Raw genomic sequence first — 18,579 nt, 5'->3', positions numbered from 1 at the left:
GCAGATCACGCGCCGTCGAGCGGCTCGGCACCGGTCGGCTTGCCGGCGCGGTCGAGGCGGATCTTTTCGATGCGGTTCTCGGCAGCGGACAGCAACTGCTCGCAATGCTTCTTCAGCAGCTCACCGCGCTCGTAGATGGCGATGGATTCGTCGAGTGCCACATCACCGCGTTCCAGGCGGGCCACGATGCTCTCAAGCTCGGCCACGGCCTTTTCGAAGGAATAGCCGGTGAGATCGGCGGGAACAGTGGCGTCGGACATACTCAACCCTTCATCAGTCTCAGAATGTGCAGGCCCGCCGATTCGGCGAGGCCTTCGAGATCATAGCCGCCTTCGAGGAGGCTGACGACCCGGTTATGGGCGAAACGGTCGGCGACTTCGAGCAACCTGCCCGTCGCCCAGTCGAAATCCTCGCCGACCAGATTGATCTGCGCCAGGGGATCGCGGTGATGCGCATCGAAGCCGGCCGAGATCAGAATGAAGTCAGGCGAGAAATCATTGAGCGCGGGCAGAACGCGGCTCTTGAAGGCTTCGCGGAAATGATCGGAGCCAACATTCGGCGAAAGCGGTGCGTTGACGATATTGCGATGTTTGCCCGTCTCGTCCTTGGCACCGGTGCCGGGGTAAAGCGGCATCTGATGGGTGGAACAGAAGAGAACCGACGGATCGTCCCAGAAGATGTCCTGGGTGCCGTTGCCGTGGTGCACGTCCCAATCGACAATTGCGACGCGCTCGACGCCGTAGGTCTTCTGTACATGCCGGGCCGCGATTGCGACCGTGTTGAACAGACAGAAGCCCATGGCCCTCGTCTTTTCGGCATGGTGGCCCGGCGGACGGCCGGCGACGAAGGCGTTGTCGGCCTTGCCTGTCATCACGTCGTCGACTGCCGCAATCGCCCCGCCGATCGCCGTCAGCGCCACCTGCAGGCTTTTCTGCGAGGCGTAGGTGTCGGATTCCAGCTGGTTGATCTCCCCCTCCTCCTCGGGGATCTGCCGCATCACCGCAAGGAGATGCTCCTCGGGATGTGCGAGTGTCACCATATCCTCGTTCGCCTGCTGGGCCTCGATACGCTCGAGGCGGGCGAAGTTCGGATGCTCCAGCGCGATGTTGAGCGAGCGCAGCCTGTCGGCCCTCTCGGGGTGGCCTTCGGGGGTATGGTGTTCGAGGAAGATCGGGTTCTCGTAAAGACGGGTGGCCATGGGCATCCTTCCTGGGTCGAGCCGAACATAATGCGCCCGGCCGTCATCTTCCACCTTACTTTCCCGGTTTTACCCAGCCCACTGGTGCAGCAAGCCGAAGGCGGCACGGACCGAGACCTTGTGAAGCCGGCTGCTATGCCGTTAGATGCCGCTAACACCTAGATAAACCGGGGAAGAGCATGGACGAGATGGAACGTGTGGAGGTGAGCACGCTGACGGTTGCCTATCGCGACATCGGTCCGACAGGCGAAATGCGCGCTTCTGCCTATGTGATCCATGCCGAGGAGGCCGTGCGACACTTCTGGCGCTATCGCCCGCCGCTCGAAGACGAGCCAGTCTACAGCCCGACCAAGCTCGAGATCCGCCTGCACCAGCCGCTTCGGTTCGAGGACGAGGTGCGCATGATCGTCCAGGTCGACAAGATCGGCGGCAAATCGGTCGGCTTCGAGGTCGCGATGGAAAAGGACGGACAGACGATGGCCGAGGTCGATCTCACCTGGACCGCACGGAATGGCGAGGGTGGCGACCCGGTTGCCCTGCCGGAGGACATCCGGGACTGGCTCTACAGGTATGTGAGGTAGCGCTTCGGTCGGCCGAGAGCAGGCGATACGCCAAACGAATGAAGCCCCCCGGGCCCGAAACCGGGGGGCTTCCATTCCCTACAGGCCTCGAGGAGGAGGACGGCCTGCAGTCTCGTGTCGGAGCGCGCTGCTTGGGAGGGAGGACCGCATCGCGCCGGCCAGTGAACATTAGAATAGATTGCTTAATGTATCACTAATAAAACTCTGAATGGATGAAACATTGACTTGTGCGGACAAGTCTCGAGACGGAGCTTCCAGGCCGAGCCGGCAGCCCTTCCCCTGCTCCGGGCCTGCCAGACGCGAAAAACACTTGCGCGCTGCGGCCACAAGCATCATTGACGGGGCATGAAGAAGCTCCCAGAACCCCAGCGCCTCGACCAGCTCCTGGTCGCCCTCGGCCTTTTCGCCAGCCGGTCCCGCTCTCGTGACGCCATCCAGCGCGGCACGGTGAAAGTGGACGGCAAGGTGGTGGCCAAACCCAGCCTCGTCTTTGCTGCCACGCACCAGTTCGATATCGACGATCCGGCACAGGACTATGTCTCGCGCGCGGCATTGAAACTCGACGCCGCCCTCGACCATTTCAACCTCTCGCCCGAGGGCTGTCACTGCCTGGATGTCGGCGCCTCCACCGGCGGCTTCACCGAGGTGCTGTTGAAGCGCGGGGCTGCCCATGTGACAGCAATCGATGTCGGCCACGACCAGATGCATCCGCGACTGCTCAGCGATCCGCGCGTCACCAATCTCGAAGGTTTGAATGCGCGTTATCTGGAACCTGACGATTACGACGACCAGCCCTTCGACTTTCTCGTTTCCGACGTTTCCTTCATCTCGCTGAAGCTGGCGCTGGCGCCAGCACTCGAGCAGGCCGAGCCAGGGGCGCATTGCCTGCTGCTCGTCAAGCCGCAGTTCGAGGCGGGCCGTGACGCGATCAGCAAGGCAGGCCTGCTCAAGGAACCGGAAACGGCACCGCTGGTTGCCGCCGAACTCGAACGCTGGCTGACGGAAGACATGGGCTGGACGAGCCTCGGCCTTATCCCCTCCCCGATCGCAGGCGGTGACGGCAACGAGGAATTCCTGCTCGCCGGCGTGAAGCCTCTCGACGCCGAGAAGGGCGAGGATGACGATGGTGATCTTGAAGACGATCTCGACGCCGAAGGAGACGCCGAATGAGCGCTCAGACTGTTACGATTGCGAGCCTCGGCGCCAAAGGAGACGGGGTCGCGCATGGTGCCGATGGTCCGGTCTTCGTGCCCTTCGCCTTGCCCGGCGAGACCGTTTCCATTGCGCGGGTGAAGAACGAGGGCACGATCATGTCGTTTGGCACGACCTCGCCCGATCGCGTCCAGCCCCTGTGCAAGCATTTCGGCCCTGATGGAGTGGGTGGCGTATGCGGTGGCTGTTCGCTGCAGCATATGGCCAAACCCGCCTATAATGGTTTCAAGCGGCAGGTGCTGATCGATGCCCTGAAGTCGAAGGGAATCGCGGCGCCGGTCGGCGAAATCTTCGAAGCTCATCCGCATCAGCGGCGCCGCCTCGTCTTCACCGCCCGTCGGCGGGAACAGGGCCTCGTCATGGGCTTCATGCAGGCGGAAACCCACCATGTCGTGCCGGTGGAGGAATGTCCGATCGCGTCGGACGGGCTGATCTCCCGGCTGGACGCGATCAAGATCATCGCCAATGCCTGCGGTGCCGAGCACTTCCGCATCACGGTGACCGAGACGACCACCGGTCTCGACATCTCGCTCGACGGTTTGCGCGGCGGGCTCGGTGACCAGGAGCGGCGCGCTGTCACCAATGCGGTCATCAGGCTCAAGGACATCGCCCGCGTTTCGGCCAATGGCGAAATCGTCATCGAGCCCCACAAGCCGCTGCTCGATTTTGCCGGCGCCCGGGTCATGCTGCCGCCCGGTGGTTTCACCCAGGCGACCCATGAGGCCGAAGAACACATGGCGGCACTCGCGCGGGCCCATATCGGCAAGGCGAAGAAGGTCGTGGACCTCTTTGCGGGTGTCGGTACCTTCGCGCTCAGGCTCGCCCGCGCATCCTCCGTGCTTGCCGTCGAATCCGACGAGAGGGCAGTGAAGTCGCTCGATTTCGCCGCGCGCAACACGCAAGGTCTGAAGCCGGTGACCGTAGAGCGGCGCGATCTCTTCCGCCGTCCGCTGATGACCTCCGAGTTCAAGGGGTACGACGCCGTGCTCTTCGACCCGCCACGCGCAGGTGCGGAGGTGCAATGTGCGGAACTGGCCAAATCGCAAGTGAAGAAAATCGTTGCGATCAGTTGCAATCCCCTGACGCTTGCCCGCGACCTCTCCATTCTGATCGCCGGCGGCTATCGGGTCGACCATGTCACACCGATCGACCAGTTCCTCTGGTCGCCGCATGTCGAGGCAGTTGCGACGCTGAGCAAGGGATAACAGGGACGATCCATCCTCCGCGCTGATGTCGTGGAGGATGGTTGATCGGGGTTTGCCGGCCCGCTTGCATCTGGTTGAAGCGCAATCCCGCAAGGGCCGGCCTCGTGCGCTTCGCCGGAAAGATCAGCCGACCGGCTGAACGGGCGGGCTCAATAGGTGAGCAGCGTGCCGGATCCCGTGACATTGGCACAGCGGCAACGGCCACCGACACGGCCGGCCTTGGCCGGGCAAGACACCTGACCGCCACCGCCGACACTGCCGGACTGATCGACAACACACACGTAGCGCTGCGGGCGCGGGCGCGTCGACTGCTTCGGCGTATTCTGGGTCTCACTGATCACATCATTGGGTTCGTTGATCTGGACATCGGATGTGCCGCCGATTGACATGGTATCGGCGGCCGAGACGGAGATGCTGAGGAAAAGGCTGAGTGCGACACAAAACAAGCGCAACATGACGACCTCTGATGAGTTTTCGAAAATTCCGACCGCGCTCGCCACGGTCGCGTGGATATAACCGGAACGCCGCAGTCGGCGCATGGTTGCAGACTTTAGCGGCAAAGACTGAATGCAGGCTGAACCAATCCTGAACCCGGAAAAGGGAAACGGCGCCACAGGGGCGCCGTTTCGATGCTGTCACGACAGGTGCTTCGATCAGGCCGCGCGGCGATGGCCGGAGGCTATGCCCGAAGCGCGGTCGTCGATGCGGAACTGGTTGAGCAGTGCCGTGAGGGCTGCTGCTTCCTGGGCCAGGCCGTGGCTTGCCGCCGTCTGCTCCTCGACCATGGCGGCGTTCTGCTGCGTGCCCTGGTCCATTGTGTTGACCGCGGTGTTGATCTCCTGAAGACCGGTCGACTGTTCACGCGAGGCCGTCACGATGGCATTCACGTGGCCGTTGATCTCCTGGACTTCGCGGACGATGACGTCGAGCGCCTTGCCGGTTTCGTTGACGAGGTCGACGCCGTGCTTGACCTGATCGCCCGAGGCGCTGATCAGGGCCTTGATCTCCTTGGCGGCAGTCGCCGAACGCTGGGCAAGTTCGCGGACTTCCTGGGCGACGACCGCAAAACCCTTGCCGGCGTCACCGGCACGCGCGGCTTCGACACCGGCGTTGAGGGCGAGCAGGTTGGTCTGGAAGGCGATTTCGTCGATCACACCGATGATGTTGGAGATCTCGCCCGAGGACTTCTCGATGCCCTGCATGGCATCGACGGCCTTGTCGACGATCTCGCCGGACTTTTCCGCACCCGCACGGGCGCGGCTCACCAGTTGGCCGACTTCTTCGGCGCGGCGTGCGCTGTCCTTGACGGTGGTGGTGATTTCCTCGAGGGCCGCCGCCGTTTCTTCGACCGAGGCTGCCTGCTGTTCAGTGCGGCGGGCGAGATTGTCGGCGGAAGAGCGGATCTCGGTGGCGCCGCTGTCGATGGCGCGTGCGTTGCGGCCGACGGTCGCGAGTGCATCATGCAGCTTTTCGACGGAGGCATTGAAGTCGACGCGCAGACGATCGAGGTCTCCGGCGAAGGGCGTTTCGATACGCGAAACGAGGTCACCATTGGCAAGACCGCCCAGTCCCTCGGCCAGCGAATGCACGGCAAAGGAAACCTGCTCGGCCTCACGCATCTTGGCGGCTTCGCGCTCGCGGCGCTCCTGTTCGGTCATGGTGCGGTTTTCATCCGCCTCACGCGCCAGACGGCCACGCTCGATGATGTTGTCACGGAAGACGGCGACGGCGGCGGCCATCTGTCCGATCTCGTCCCGGCGCGCCGTGCCGGGGATCTCGGCCGAGACGTCACCACCGGCGAGCTTGCCCATGACGCCGGTCATGTCGACCACCGGACGGACGACGAGGCGCGACAGCAGCATGGCCAGCACGCCGATCATGGCGACGACGCCGATGAACGTGGCCACTGCAGCGGCCGTGCGGAACTCGCCGACCGCGGCGAAGGCCAGATCGCGGTCGATCTGGACGCCAAGATACCAATCGTCGCGCGGCAGGCCCTTGATCGGCAGGAAGGAGACGAGAACATTCGCGTCAGCGACAGCCGTCTCAGTGATGCCGGAACCTATAGCCGGCGTGTTTGTCGGGAAGGCATCCTTCAGCGTCTTGGTGACGAGGTTGCCGTCGCGGTGAACGAGGATCGTGCCATCCTGCTTGACGAGGAAGGCCGAGCCCATGCCACCCATGTCGATGGAATTGACCATGGAGACGAGCGAGGTCAGCGAGAAATCGGATGCGGCGACACCGAAGAGCTTGCCGTCCTTCTTGACCGGAATGGCCGCACTGATGATCAGATTGCCGGTCGAGGCATCGGCATAGGGGTCGGTCAGGACCATCTTGTCGGCCTTGACGGCGTCCTGGTACCAGGGGCGCTTGCGCGGATCGTAACCGTCCGGCAGCGACTGGTTCGGCACGCTGGTGAAGACGCCCTGCTCGTCGCCGACATAGGTCGTCATGAATTCGCGGATCAGAACGGGATTGTCAAAGGCTGCAATGATGCCCGACGCATCGGGCGCCTTGGCGGCGGCATTGCCGGCAAGCTCGGTCAGCATCACGCGTGCGCCGAGCCAATTGGCGATGCTCTGCGAGGCCTGGAGACCGGAGCTGTCGATCTCGCTCTTGACGGCAGCACTCGTTGCGTCGCGCTGGAGACTGTCGATGTAGAATGAGAAACCGGAAAGGGCGGCAACCACCACGAGGGAGGCAACCACCAGGATCGTGGTCATCAGGTTGGAGCTGGTCTTCACGATAAGGTCCTGCAAAGCACCGCGCGTCGGTTCAGCGCGGCAACGTCAACGGCATTTGGGGATCACGGCACCGTCATGGTGAGGAAGCGGTGGATGTGCCGCTTCCTCGAATGTAACAAGCAGGATTTAATGGGTACTTAAGCGAACGCCGAAAAGCAGATATCCCCTCCGGCGTCGGCGTTGCCTCATCGCCCCTTCATGAACGCTTCGAAGGCGGCGCGGGCTTCCGTGCTTTTCAGCTGGGCGACGAAGTGGACGAGCTCTTCCTGCATGCGGGTTCGCACCTCGTCCGGGCTCCCCTTGACCAGGGCGCGGGCGATCTTCATCGCGGCCGGCGGCTTGGAGGCAAGCGAGGATGCGAGCTTCAATGTTTCGGTCTCGACCTGATCGGGAGCAACCACCTTCCAGATGAGACCGGCCTCACGAGCCTGTTCGGCGGAGAAGCCTTCGCTGGCGGCGAGCATTGCGAAGGCACGCTGGTGGCCCATGACGCGCGGTGCGATGAGACTGGAGGCGGCTTCGGGGACCAAGGCAAGGTCGACAAAGGGCGTCTTGAACAGGCTGCGGTCAGAGGCCACAGTCAGATCGCAATGCATGTTGAGCGTCGTGCCGATGCCGATCGCCAGGCCATCCACACCCGAGACCAGCGGTTTGGTGACCTCGGTCAGAGCCTTGAGAAGGCCGAAAGCGGCCGGTTCGCCGACGGCACCGGCCATGGCGAAGCCCAGGAAATCGGCCATGTCGTTGCCGGCGGAGAAGCAGCCTTCGGTGCCGAGGAAAACCATGGCGCGGATGGTGTCATCCTCTTCGCCTTCCAGCAGGCCTGCCGTCAGCTTCTGATACATGGCTTGCGTGATGGCATTCTTCTTGTCCGGACGGTTGAAGCGCAGGACGAGGACGCCGGGATGGGCTTCCGGGCGGGAAATCTGGATGTGATCGGTCAAGGGGTTCTCCTTCTTTTCTCCCCAGCGGAGAGACATGCCGAGCGATTGCGAGGCGATGAGGGGTTCTCGCAAGGATTTGCCATCCCCTCATCCGGTCTTCGGCCACCTATTCCCCGCTGGGGAGAAGAGGACGCGCGGCCCGCATCTTATGCAAACATCAGTCGAGCCGCTTCCAGGCTTGCCGCACCATTGACGACACGGTCCTTGAGTGCAGCCGTCTCGGCGATCAGGTTCTCGGCGGCGAAGCGGCAGAGGGCCAGGCGGTTGTCGCGGCCATGGTCTTCGTCTGCGAGAGCGCCCTTGGCGAGATAGATGCCGGTAAGCGCCAGGCCGAAGAGGCGCTGGTAGGGTGTGGCACCGGCGAGCACCGCCGAAGTGTTGCCGCTGGCCAGCTGCGAGAGCAGCCACTCGGTGGTGTCCTCGAGATCGGCGAGGCTCGCGTCAAGGCGGGTGGCGGTTTCGCCGAAGCCTTCGAGATTGGAGGCACGCACTGCATTCACCACCTGCTTCAGTTCGGTGACGAAACCGCGAACATGGTTGCCGTTCGAAAGCGGCAGCTTGCGCGTGACGAGGTCGGCGGCCTGGATGCCGTTGGTGCCTTCGTAGATCGGGGCGATGCGGCTGTCGCGCCAGAAGCGGGCAGCGCCCGTTTCTTCGATGAAGCCCATGCCGCCATGAGTCTGGATGCCGAGCGAGGCGACATCGACGCCGGCGTCGGTGGCAAAGCTCTTGGCGATCGGGGTCAGCAAGGCAGCGCGCTCGGCCCAATGGCGGGCCTCATCGCCTTCCGCGTGGTGGCTCATGTCGGTGGCATGGGCGCAAACGTAGCAGATGGCGCGCGAGCCCTGCGTCAGCGCCTTCATGGTCACCAGCATGCGGGCGACATCCGGGTGATCAATGATCGGCGACATGCCTGATCCGGTCCAACCCGGGGCTTTCCCCTGCGTGCGGTCCCTCGCGTATTGCACGGCCTTCTGGGTGGCGGCTTCGCAGATGGCGACGCCCTGCATGCCGACGGCGAGGCGGGCATTGTTCATCATGGTGAACATGCAGGCGAGGCCCTTGTTCTCCTCACCGATGAGGTAACCGATGGCGCCCGGCTCGTCACCGAACTTCCCGTCACCATAGATCATGGTGCAGGTCGGCGAGCCGTGGATGCCAAGCTTGTGCTCCAGCGAATGACAATGCAGGTCGTTGCGGGCACCGATCGAGCCGTCGTCGTTGACGAGATATTTTGGCACGAGGAAGAGCGAGATACCGCGGGTGCCTGATGGCGCGTCGGGAAGGCGGGCGAGAACCAAATGGATGATGTTCTCGGTGATCTCGTGCTCGCCCCAGGTGATGAAGATCTTCTGGCCGAAGATGCGGTAGGTGCCATCATCGCGGCGCTCGGCGCGCGACTTCATGACGCCGAGGTCCGAGCCTGCATGGGGCTCGGTAAGATTCATCGTGCCCGTCCATTCGCCGGAAACCATCTTCGGCAGGTACTTCGCCTTCAAGTCCTCGGAGCCGTGGGCTGTGACAGCATCGACGGCACCCATGGTCAGCGTCGGTCCGAGCGCAAAGCCCATGGAGCCGGAATTCCACATTTCGAGCGCGGCGACGTTCAGCATATGCGGAAGCCCCTGCCCGCCGAAATCTTCCGAGGCCGTCAGAGAGTTCCAGCCGCCTTCGGCCCAGGCGCGGTAGAGGTTGTCCCAACCATCGGGCACGATGACCTTGCCGTCGACCATGCGCGCGCCCTGCCTGTCACCGATCTCAGCGAGCGGCGCGACTTCATCACTGGCAAAACGGCCGGCTTCGGAGAGGATGGCATCAACGAGGTCGTCGCTCAATTCCCCCAGCTTGCCATCTTCGATGGCCTTGGTCAGACCGGCGACGTGCTTCAGGGTGAAGGCGATTTCTTCTACGGGCGCCTGGTACATGACGTTCTCCTCCAACTGGCGTATGCTCTCGGCCACGCCCAGTCTCCACCCAGGAAGCGCGGCACATTCTCCATTCTGGCTAATTGATTTTTACGTAAACGTCAAATCTTTTGCATGCGGCAGGAGGTCTCGTCCACGGTTCGAAGCAGGGAAGCGAAGGCACCGGCGACGGTCTGAACAAACGTGTTCGAGCGCGACAAAGCGGCGCCGGCTGACACGTCCATCGCGGGCGGAGCAAGCTGAGCGGGAACAAGGACTTACATCACCCGAGACCCGACATTTTCCAGCGACAGCGAAGATGCAGGTTCCCCGAACCGCTGCCTGTCCCCGACATCGTCACATCACTGTTACCCCTGCTGGCTAGTCCGAAGGTCGACTTCAACCCAAAGGAGGCTTCGCGATGACCGAGACCAACACCAATCATCTATCCTGGGACGAATGGGACGAACTTCACAACCCGCCGCCGGCCGTGACGGATTTCGACCGTGTGGTCGAGCGTGCCGTATCGCGCCGAGGCTTCCTCGGCATTCTCGCCATGGGCTCCGCCGCTGCCGCCATGGGCTCTGTGGGCAATCTGATGTCGTCAACCTCGGCCGTCGCGCAGGACGCCGCTTCCCGCTTCCCGTTCAAGCCGATCGCCGCCCAGACCGACGCAACCGTGCATGTTCCGGAGGGCTATAGCTGGAAGCCGCTGGCCAAGTGGGGCCAGCCGCTGTTTTCCACCGCCTCCGACATCGATCCGTTGAAGGGTGTTTCGCTCGAAAATTCGGACAAGGTCTTCGGTGAAAACACCGATGGCATGGAAGCCTTCGCGATCGGCAATCATCAGGTGATCGCGGTCAACCATGAATATGTCAACAACGAAACCAACCTGCCGCACGCCCCGGAAGGCATGCCGCAGTCGATGGACGACGTGAAGATCCTGCAGAACCTGCAGGGCGTGACCGTCATGGAAGTGACCGAAGCTGCAGACGGCTGGCAGATCGTTGTCGACAGCCCGTTCAACCGCCGCATCCACCACAACACGCCGATGAAGCTCTCCGGTCCGGCCGCCGGCTCGGAACTGGTCAAGACGGCTGCCGATCCTGCCGGTGTCGACTGTCTCGGGACCTTCAACAATTGCGGCGCCGGCCGCACGCCCTGGGGCACCTATCTCACCTGCGAAGAAAACTTCAACGGCTACTTCGGCTCGACCAATGCCGATTTCGCAATGCCGGATGACTACAAGCGGTACGGCATTGTCGCGGAAACCCGCTACGGTTACGAGAAGTTCGATGAGCGCTTCGACGTTTCGAAGAACCCGGCCGAGCCACGCCGCGCCGGTTACGTCGTCGAAATCGATCCGTCGGATGCGTCCTCGACGCCAATCAAGCGCACAGCACTTGGCCGCATCAAGCATGAGAACGCCGCCGTGGTTGTTGCCCGTGACGGTCGCGTGGTCGTCTATATGGGCGACGACGAGCGGGGTGAGTTCCTCTACAAATATGTCTCCAATGGCATCTACGTGCCCGGCGGAGACACATCCAAGCTGCTCGACGAGGGCACGCTCCATGTCGCCAAATTCTCCGACGAAGGCACCGGCGAATGGCTGGCGCTGACGGAAGAGACGACCGGCATGAAGATGGACGAGATCTGCGTCTTCACACGCCAGGCCGCATCCAAGGTCGGTGCCACGACCATGGACCGTCCGGAATGGGTCGCGGTCAACCCGGTCGCCATCGAAGCCTATTGCGCGCTGACCAACAATTCGAACCGCGCCGTTCTCAACGACGGCAAGATGCGGACGAATGCGGGTGGCGACGTGATGGAGCTGAATGCCGTCAACCCGCGGGAAGGCAATGAGTTCGGCCAGATCGTGCGCTGGTATCCCGAGAACGACGATCACGCCGATGGCAAGTTCAAGTGGGACCTGTTCGTCATGGCTGGCAATCCCGACGTGCACAAGGAAGGCCCCTATGCCGGCTCGTCCAACATCAATTCCGGCAACATGTTCAACTCGCCCGACGGCATGATGTTCGACAGCACCGGCCTGCTCTGGATCCAGACGGACGGTGAAGATTCGAACGAGGGTGACTTCGTCGGCCAGGGCAACAACCAGATGCTGGCAGGCGACCCGGCAACGGGCCGCATCGAGCGCTTCCTCACCGGTCCGAAGGGCGGCGAAGTGACCGGCATGACCTGGTCTGCCGACAAGCGCACCATGTTCGTCGGCATCCAGCACCCCTCCGCGCCGTTCCCGGATGGCGAAGGCAAGCTGCCGCGTTCGACGATCGTCGCGGTCAAACATGACGGCAATGCGCTGATCGGCTGATGTCGGACGACCAGGCAGGGCGGGACGACCGCCCTGCCGTCTTGCCCACATGAGAAGGCCGCCGATCGGAACTCCGACGGCGGCCTTCTCATGACAGTTGTGGTTTTGGATCAGGCGGCGAGGCGCTGGGCGTTGCGCGGGATCTCGACGTCGATCTCGAGGATCGAGACGTCCTCGTCGCGGTCCATCTTGATCTGGACCTTGTCGCGGTCGAATTCGACATGCTTGGCGATCACAGCCAGGATTTCCTCACGCAGGATGGCGACCAGATCGCTTTCGAGCGAGGCCCGTTCATGGGCCAAGAGGACCTGCAGTCGCTCGCGCGCCATCGGGGCGGAACGCTGCTTGCGGAACAGGGAGAAAATGCTCATGCGGCCCTCCGCGCGAAGATCTTGTCGAAGAGGCCACGCTTCTCGCCAGGAATGGTGATCGGAACGGTCTCGCCAGCCAGACGGCGGGCGGCGTCGAAATAGGCAAGTGCCGGGGCGCTGCGGACATCGGCCAGGGTGACCGGGGCGCCGATGTTGGAGGCGCGAAGCACGTCCATGCTTTCCGGGATGATACCGAGCAGCGGGATCGACAGGATCTCCAGAACGTCGTCGACCTTCAGCATGTCGCCGCGCTGGGCGCGGGCGGCATCGTAGCGTGTGAGCAAGAGGAACTTTTCCATGCGCTCGCCACGTTCGGCCTTCAGCGTCTTGGAATCGAGCAGACCGATGATGCGATCGCTATCACGCACCGAAGAGACTTCGGGGTTGGTGACGACGACGGCCATGTCGGCGTGGCGCATGGCAAGCGTTGCACCCCGTTCGATGCCGGCTGGGCTGTCGCAGATGATCCAGTCGAAGTATTTCTTGAGCTCGTTGATGACCTGCTCGACGCCTTCGGCGGTCAGGTTATCCTTGTCGCGGGTCTGCGAGGCGGGCAACAGGAAGAGCGTTTCCAGCCGCTTGTCGCGGATCAGCGCCTGGGGCAGCTTGGCGTCGCCCTGGATGACATTGACCAGATCATAGACGACGCGACGTTCGGCGCCCATCACCAGATCAAGATTGCGGAGACCGACGTCAAAATCGACGACGACAACCTTTTCATTGCGCTGCGCGAGCGCTGCACCGAGAGCGGCCGTCGAGGTGGTCTTGCCAACCCCGCCCTTGCCGGATGTCACGACTATAACCTTGCCCATTTGGTTCTCCTGTCTATCCCCGCTCAAGTTCACGTCATTCTCTCTGTCATGATGGCATCCCCTTCCAGCCAAAGCTGAACTGGATGCCCCTTCAGTTCTGGATTCATATCGTCGGTCATCGCGTAGACGCCATCGATCGCCACCAGCTCGGATTCGAACTTACGACAGAAGATCCTTGCGTCGGCATTGCCAACGCATCCGGCGAGCGCTCTGCCGCGCAACGCGCCGTAAATATGGACGGAACCGCCCGCAATCACCTCGGCGCCCGACTGGACCGATCCGATCACCGTGACATCGCCCTGGGTGTAGATCACCGACTGACCGGAGCGGATGGTTTCGCGCACGATCATGGACGGCGCCGAAACCGGGCTCTGCTGTACCGTCACCTGTGGCGGCGCCTGCTCGGCGGTTTTCTTCTCCGCCTTACGAGAAGGCTTCGCATCCGAAATTTGCGGCGCCTCCTCGCGTGGCACTTCGTAATCCGCGGCTGGTTTGCCGCCTTTCAACTGCGGCGGCATACCCGGTTCGACCAGCGAGGGGCGACCACCCTCGATGCCCATGATCGAGACGTTGCGGGCGCCAAGTTCGGCGATCAGCGCCTTTAGCTGCGGGCGGTCGATCTCGATGTCGGAAACATCGAGGACCACGGGACGGCCGAGGAAGAAACCGGCCGACCGGGCCGCGAGATCGTCGAGCCGGACAAGCCAGTCGTCGAACGGCGGATCCGGCGTCAGGACGACGGCCAGGAAAGATCTTCCCTTGATGCGGATGGAGCGGGGTTCGGTTAGCACTTTGGTCATCTATGTAAACAAATCGTTGATGACAGAAGTACCGCCGATTTGGTTAACAAATGGTTAACGCGCGGATTTTGCCGTTAGGAAACAGGCGGATCGGAGACATGAAAAAGCCGCCCGCAGCCAAGGCCGGGGCGGCTCGATATCAACACATTCCAGCGTCCTGCCTAGAGCGGGCGCTGTCAGTTCTGCCGCTTAATAATAGGGCGACAGGCACTGGCGGCGGGGGCCGTTATACGGCTGGAAGGTGTTCGAACGGCTGTCGTAGGAACGATAGCGGGCCTGGCACCAGCTGTAGTGGCGCGGATTCAAGCCGGCTGCGCGCGGCGCTACCGGAACCGCCCGCGGCTGGGCGATCGCACCGCCGATGATGGCGCCGGCCGCAAATGCTGCGAGTGGATACCAATAGCCATTGCGGTAGCGGTAGCCTGCACGGCGCTCGCGATAACCGCGATGGCCGTTCCAGTAGCGGGCGCGCTCGTAGCGATCATAGCGGTCATAGCGGCGCTCGCGGTACTGCACGTTGGTGGCATCGGTTGCGGCTGCGATCGGCGCGACCGGGCGGATGATCTGGGCCTGAGCCGGGACCATGCTTGTAACGGCCAGGATTGACGCGAGCGCGGCGACGGCGGTTGTCTTCAATGCAGTCATCATGGTGGTTCTCCCTGCATGTTTCTCACAGTCGTCAGGAGCGGGCGACACCCGAGCCTCGACCTTGAAGCGTAAGTTAGTAAAGCCAGCCTGAACTCAAAATTAACATGCCGTTCATGCTCGCGCTCTGCGCGTAACGGTTTCGTGACCACTCTCGCGCGCAAGTTTCCGTCAACGGCACAAGCGGGATATTGTTCCATCCAATGGCAAAACGCCGAAAGGGCGGTGCCAATGGCGACCGCCCTTTCTCGATGGCTGCAAGGCAGTCACGCCTTCGGCTCAGGCCTCGATCTCGATGTCGCTCTTCGGTCGCGAACAGCAGGCGAGAATGTAGCCTTCGTCAATCTCGTCGTCGAGGATGCCGCCATTATGGTCCATTTCGACCTCGCCCGAGAGCTTCATCACCTTGCAGGTGCCGCACAGCCCGGACTCGCAGGCCGCCCCGATGCGCACGCCAGCGGCACGGGCTGCCTGAAGAACCGTGTGGCCGGGCGCGCAGAGACCGTCCCTGCCCGACATGGCGAAGGTGACCTTCGTCGCCTGTTCTCCATCGGTGTAATCGGCGACAACAACCAGAGGCTCCGCCTTGACCGGCTGGAAAGCCTCCTCGTGATATTGCTCCATGTCGAAGCCAGCACCTTCGAGCGCTTCGCGCACGGTCGCCATGAAGGGTGCCGGGCCGCAGCAAAAGACTGTCCGCTCAAGGAAATCAGGTGCGAGAAGTGCGATCTTCGCCTTGTCGATGCGACCCTTCAGACCCGACCAGAGCTGACCCCGGCCGAGCTGCTCGATGATGAAGCCGAGCTGGAAGTTCGGCATGTCGCGCGCCTTGGCTTCCAGCTCCCAGCGGAAGATGATGTCGTCGGGCGAACGCGCGCAGTTCAGGAACGTGATGTCGCTGTCGGGGGCCCGGTCGCTCAGATCGCGCGTCATCGACATCATCGGCGTCACGCCGGAGCCGGCGGAAACGAAGAGGTATTTCTTGCCAGGGTGCTTGGCGTAGGAGAAGTCGCCAAGCGGGCCGAATGCCTTCAGCGCCATGCCAGGCCGCAGATTGTCGAACATCCAGCGCGTGCCGATACTCTCCTTCTGCGCCTTGACCGTCACGGCAACCGTATAGGGTCGCGACGGGCTGGACGAGAGGGTATAGGTGCGCATGACCGGCTCGGGGCCGACCGGAATTTCGAGTGTGACGAACTGGCCGGGCAAATAGCGAAACCACAGGCCCGGCTTGCTGGGCCTGAAGGTGAAGGTCATCACGTCGGCGGCCTCAGGTGTGACGGCGACGCATTCCAGCAGATGCTCCCGGTCGGACCAGGGGCGCATCTCATCGACGTGGCGGTACTGGGTGATGGCGATGTTCATCTCATGCCACCACAGACAGGCGGGCCTTGTCGCCCTGGAGCCGGTTGATCATGAAGGTCGTGTACCACTCGACGAATTGCATGACGCCACCCTCGTGCTCGACGGAATAGGGACCAGGTTCATAGGCGGGCGAGCGAATGCCAAAGGCATTTTCCTCGACGATCGACCGGTCCTGATCGTTCGTCATTTCCCAGACATGAGTAAGTTCCTTGAGGTCGTAGTCCACACCTTCGACCGCATCCTTGTGCACGAGCCATGTGGTGGTGACGGCAGTTTCTTCGGCAGACAGGGGCGTCACCCGGAAAGAGATCGCATGGTCGACGAGGATGTGGTTCCAGGTCGAGGGATAGTGGAACAGCAGCAGTGTGCCGATATGCGAGGTGGAAACGTCGTCAGACAGCGGCCGACGGACAGCGCGCTTGCCGGACAGAGTGTAGCTCTCGGCATCCTGGATCAAGGGCATGCGGGCCGTTCGGAACTGGCCCGACGGATCCATATTGAAGGCGCTCGGAAGCCCGGCAGCCTCGCAGCGCTGCCAGTGCTCGGCGATCACGGGATCGTCACCGGCGCCCTGCACGCCGGTCGCCGTCGGGGCTTCCGGATAGGTGCGGCAGAGTTCCGGATGATTGCCGGCGCAATGGTAGCATTCGCGGTTGTTTTCCCAGACGAGCTTCCAGTTGCCCTTTTCGATGATCGTGCTGCGATGGGCGACCTTGGCCTCGGAAAGCCGGTGCGGCTTCATGTAGGGCTCGATCGAGGCCCGGACTGGCGCGAAATCGGCAGGCTCATTGGCGAGGCAAATGAAGATATAGCCCCCGACACTTTCGCAATGCACCGGCTTGAGGCCAAATTCGCTCTTGTCGAAGGTTTCGCCCATCTGACGGGCAAAGACGAGCGAGCCGTCGAGGTCATAGGTCCAGTTGTGATAGGGACAGACGAGCTTGGCAGAGGCACCGCGATCGGAGGTGCAGACGCGGTGGCCGCGATGGCGGCAGGTGTTGTGGAAGGCGCGGATGACCTGATCCTTGCCACGGACCAGGACCACAGGATAATCGCCGATCTGGGCGGTGAAATAATTGCCGGCGCGGGGAATCTCGCAGTCGTGGCCAATGAACAGCCAGTCGCGATACCAGATCTGCTCCATGTCGAGCTTGAAGTAGTCCTGGTCGATGTAAAAGGGCTGCTCGAGCGAGAAGCCTTCGCGGCGATTCTTGAGCTGGCGCAGCATGTTGGCCTGCAGGTCCATGTCGTCCTCGTTTGCAAAACCCGGGGGAGAAGAGAGCACAGCCCGTCACCGCCTTGAAAAGACGCTGCATGGCTATCTCCGGTCGCCCTCCGCAACCTCAAATGTCCATCTGCCAAGGCTGGTTTCCGGGCTCAGGAGTGGTCCATTCGCGGACCGCGTCGGCGCCTTCCCAGGGTCGCCCCCAGTGGCCTTTTGCCATAACGCATTCTCCACCACCGTTGCGGGGGCAGCGCCGGATTTCGACCGGCTTCCCGATTTCCCACCCTCCCTAGCAGGGCAGCACCTCGAGCTTGACTTGCATCTAATCACACGGCGCAGACGCGCGCTGCACTGCGAAACGACACGGCCCAAATCGTTTGCGACATGGAGCGAAGTCGGTGTGGAAACGAAGATCCGGGGAATTTTCCATTGTTTTCCAAGGCCTGCAGCAACGCACTATATTTCGCCTCTGAAAGCATGGCGCAAACGGGCGACTGAGATCGATTTACAATATTTGCGCTGCGGCAAGCCTCGCGAAATCTCGACCCGATAGAATACCGTCAAATCATGATTAACCATGCTGCGTTAAGCTCAAGCAATCAGTCCGGGTACAGTCAGAGCGTCAAGATGCAGAAACTCAGATACTACGCGGCTCCCAAAGCAGAAACAAAAGCGGCGCCGCCCACCAGGGCAGTCCATACCGAGTTCCTGAGGACCGGTCGGATCTCGCGCAGCCGCGAGGATTGGCTGCCGGACGAGCGGCGCTATCTTTCCTATGAGGAAGTCGCAGCCCGCACCGGACGCCGGCTGGAACGGGCCGCCGAGACCACCCATGAGCGGATCAATGCCTTTCACCACTCGGTGAAGTTTCCCAAGATCATCTTTCATCGCACGCTGAACGACAGCCCGCATCTGGGCTATTGTCACGTGACGGCGGCGCGCACCAACTTTGCGCAATATGCCGATGTGAAATGGGCCTTCTATATCGCCAACTTCTTTGCAGAACTCGGCGGCGAAGACGTCTTCTTCGAGCAGATCAAGCAGAACTACGGACGGATGTATTTCGCTGTGGCGATCAAGCCGGAAGCAGAAAACAAGTCGATGACCATCGACCGCTCATTCCGCGACAATGGCCTGCTCTTCCAGACCATCGATCCGAAAGAGGCGCTGCGCAATGTGCTGATGCTCGGCGCAAGAAACGCCGAGCTTCGAAAGATCATCACGACGCTCTGAAAGACGAG

At 62.2% G+C, this 18,579-nt stretch carries 17 protein-coding genes and 1 riboswitch; of the genes, 5 read left to right on the top strand and 12 right to left on the bottom strand.

All coding sequences use genetic code 11. The features are described from left to right. Window positions 1-5 precede the first annotated feature (5 nt). Both QTL56_RS20390 and QTL56_RS20385 read right to left on the bottom strand, forming a co-directional pair. Window positions 6-260, bottom strand: a complete 255-nt coding sequence (locus QTL56_RS20390; protein WP_229572795.1) for an exodeoxyribonuclease VII small subunit — start codon at window positions 258-260, stop codon at window positions 6-8. Between the two features lie 2 nt (window positions 261-262). Further along, window positions 263-1,198 (bottom strand): histone deacetylase family protein, encoded by a 936-nt coding sequence (locus QTL56_RS20385; RefSeq protein ID WP_245135205.1) that lies wholly within the window; start codon window positions 1,196-1,198, stop codon window positions 263-265. 179 nt (window positions 1,199-1,377) lie between these two features. Between QTL56_RS20385 and QTL56_RS20380 the strand changes: the two genes are divergently transcribed. The 3 genes from QTL56_RS20380 to QTL56_RS20370 all read left to right on the top strand — a co-directional run bounded on the left by QTL56_RS20380 (window position 1,378) and on the right by QTL56_RS20370 (window position 4,196). After that, a complete protein-coding gene (locus QTL56_RS20380; RefSeq protein ID WP_229572797.1) occupies window positions 1,378-1,779 on the top strand; it encodes an acyl-CoA thioesterase in 402 nt (133 codons plus the stop codon). A gap of 345 nt (window positions 1,780-2,124) precedes the next feature. Then, window positions 2,125-2,949, top strand: a complete 825-nt coding sequence (locus QTL56_RS20375; RefSeq protein ID WP_245135204.1) for a TlyA family RNA methyltransferase — start codon at window positions 2,125-2,127, stop codon at window positions 2,947-2,949. After that, window positions 2,946-4,196 (top strand): class I SAM-dependent RNA methyltransferase, encoded by a 1,251-nt coding sequence (locus QTL56_RS20370; protein ID WP_245135203.1) that lies wholly within the window; start codon window positions 2,946-2,948, stop codon window positions 4,194-4,196. The genes QTL56_RS20375 and QTL56_RS20370 overlap by 4 nt, the downstream gene beginning before the upstream one ends. A gap of 149 nt (window positions 4,197-4,345) precedes the next feature. On the opposite strand, the gene QTL56_RS20365 is transcribed toward QTL56_RS20370, so the two are convergent. The 4 genes from QTL56_RS20365 to QTL56_RS20350 form a co-directional block, all read right to left on the bottom strand. Next, the gene (locus QTL56_RS20365) at window positions 4,346-4,651 is read right to left on the bottom strand and encodes a hypothetical protein (protein WP_245135201.1); all 306 of its coding nucleotides are present in this window, start codon (window positions 4,649-4,651) and stop codon (window positions 4,346-4,348) included. A 198-nt stretch (window positions 4,652-4,849) separates the two neighbouring features. Further along, on the bottom strand, window positions 4,850-6,940 hold the full coding sequence (mcpU, locus tag QTL56_RS20360; RefSeq protein ID WP_280640710.1) for a methyl-accepting chemotaxis protein McpU: 2,091 nt from the start codon (window positions 6,938-6,940) through the stop codon (window positions 4,850-4,852). A 185-nt stretch (window positions 6,941-7,125) separates the two neighbouring features. Beyond that, entirely contained in the window at window positions 7,126-7,884 is a 759-nt protein-coding gene (locus tag QTL56_RS20355; RefSeq protein WP_245135200.1) for a crotonase/enoyl-CoA hydratase family protein, read from the bottom strand. Window positions 7,885-8,030: 146 nt separating this feature from the next. After that, the gene (locus tag QTL56_RS20350) at window positions 8,031-9,809 is read right to left on the bottom strand and encodes an acyl-CoA dehydrogenase family protein (RefSeq protein WP_245135513.1); all 1,779 of its coding nucleotides are present in this window, start codon (window positions 9,807-9,809) and stop codon (window positions 8,031-8,033) included. A gap of 400 nt (window positions 9,810-10,209) precedes the next feature. Here QTL56_RS20350 and QTL56_RS20345 point away from each other — a divergent pair, with 400 nt between their 5' ends. Beyond that, window positions 10,210-12,120, top strand: a complete 1,911-nt coding sequence (locus tag QTL56_RS20345; RefSeq protein WP_245135198.1) for a PhoX family protein — start codon at window positions 10,210-10,212, stop codon at window positions 12,118-12,120. Window positions 12,121-12,230: 110 nt separating this feature from the next. On the opposite strand, the gene minE is transcribed toward QTL56_RS20345, so the two are convergent. The 6 genes from minE to QTL56_RS20315 all read right to left on the bottom strand — a co-directional run bounded on the left by minE (window position 12,231) and on the right by QTL56_RS20315 (window position 17,359). Then, window positions 12,231-12,491, bottom strand: a complete 261-nt coding sequence (minE, locus tag QTL56_RS20340) for a cell division topological specificity factor MinE (protein WP_006726700.1) — start codon at window positions 12,489-12,491, stop codon at window positions 12,231-12,233. Next, complete coding sequence (minD, locus tag QTL56_RS20335; protein ID WP_229572803.1) at window positions 12,488-13,303, bottom strand: septum site-determining protein MinD; 816 nt, start codon at window positions 13,301-13,303, stop codon at window positions 12,488-12,490. The genes minE and minD overlap by 4 nt, the downstream gene beginning before the upstream one ends. A 29-nt stretch (window positions 13,304-13,332) precedes the next feature. Further along, entirely contained in the window at window positions 13,333-14,103 is a 771-nt protein-coding gene (minC, locus tag QTL56_RS20330) for a septum site-determining protein MinC (RefSeq protein WP_229572804.1), read from the bottom strand. 189 nt (window positions 14,104-14,292) lie between these two features. Continuing rightward, window positions 14,293-14,751, bottom strand: a complete 459-nt coding sequence (locus tag QTL56_RS20325) for a BA14K family protein (protein WP_229572805.1) — start codon at window positions 14,749-14,751, stop codon at window positions 14,293-14,295. 276 nt (window positions 14,752-15,027) lie between these two features. Continuing rightward, window positions 15,028-16,113: an FAD-binding oxidoreductase gene (locus tag QTL56_RS20320; RefSeq protein ID WP_245135195.1), complete on the bottom strand. Its 1,086-nt coding sequence runs from the start codon at window positions 16,111-16,113 to the stop codon at window positions 15,028-15,030. Window position 16,114: 1 nt separating this feature from the next. After that, window positions 16,115-17,359, bottom strand: coding sequence for an aromatic ring-hydroxylating oxygenase subunit alpha (locus QTL56_RS20315; RefSeq protein ID WP_245135194.1), 1,245 nt, complete (start codon window positions 17,357-17,359; stop codon window positions 16,115-16,117). A gap of 99 nt (window positions 17,360-17,458) precedes the next feature. Then, a riboswitch (cobalamin riboswitch) is annotated at window positions 17,459-17,661 on the bottom strand. A gap of 304 nt (window positions 17,662-17,965) precedes the next feature. On the opposite strand from QTL56_RS20315, the gene QTL56_RS20310 reads away from it, so the two are divergent. Beyond that, window positions 17,966-18,571, top strand: coding sequence for a DUF6656 family protein (locus tag QTL56_RS20310; RefSeq protein WP_229572808.1), 606 nt, complete (start codon window positions 17,966-17,968; stop codon window positions 18,569-18,571). Window positions 18,572-18,579 lie beyond the last annotated feature (8 nt).

Source organism: Peteryoungia algae, assembly GCF_030369675.1.
GTDB lineage: Bacteria > Pseudomonadota > Alphaproteobacteria > Rhizobiales > Rhizobiaceae > Allorhizobium > Allorhizobium algae.
Note: the sequence above shows the minus strand (reverse complement) of the source record. Positions and strands in the feature narration are given on the sequence as shown.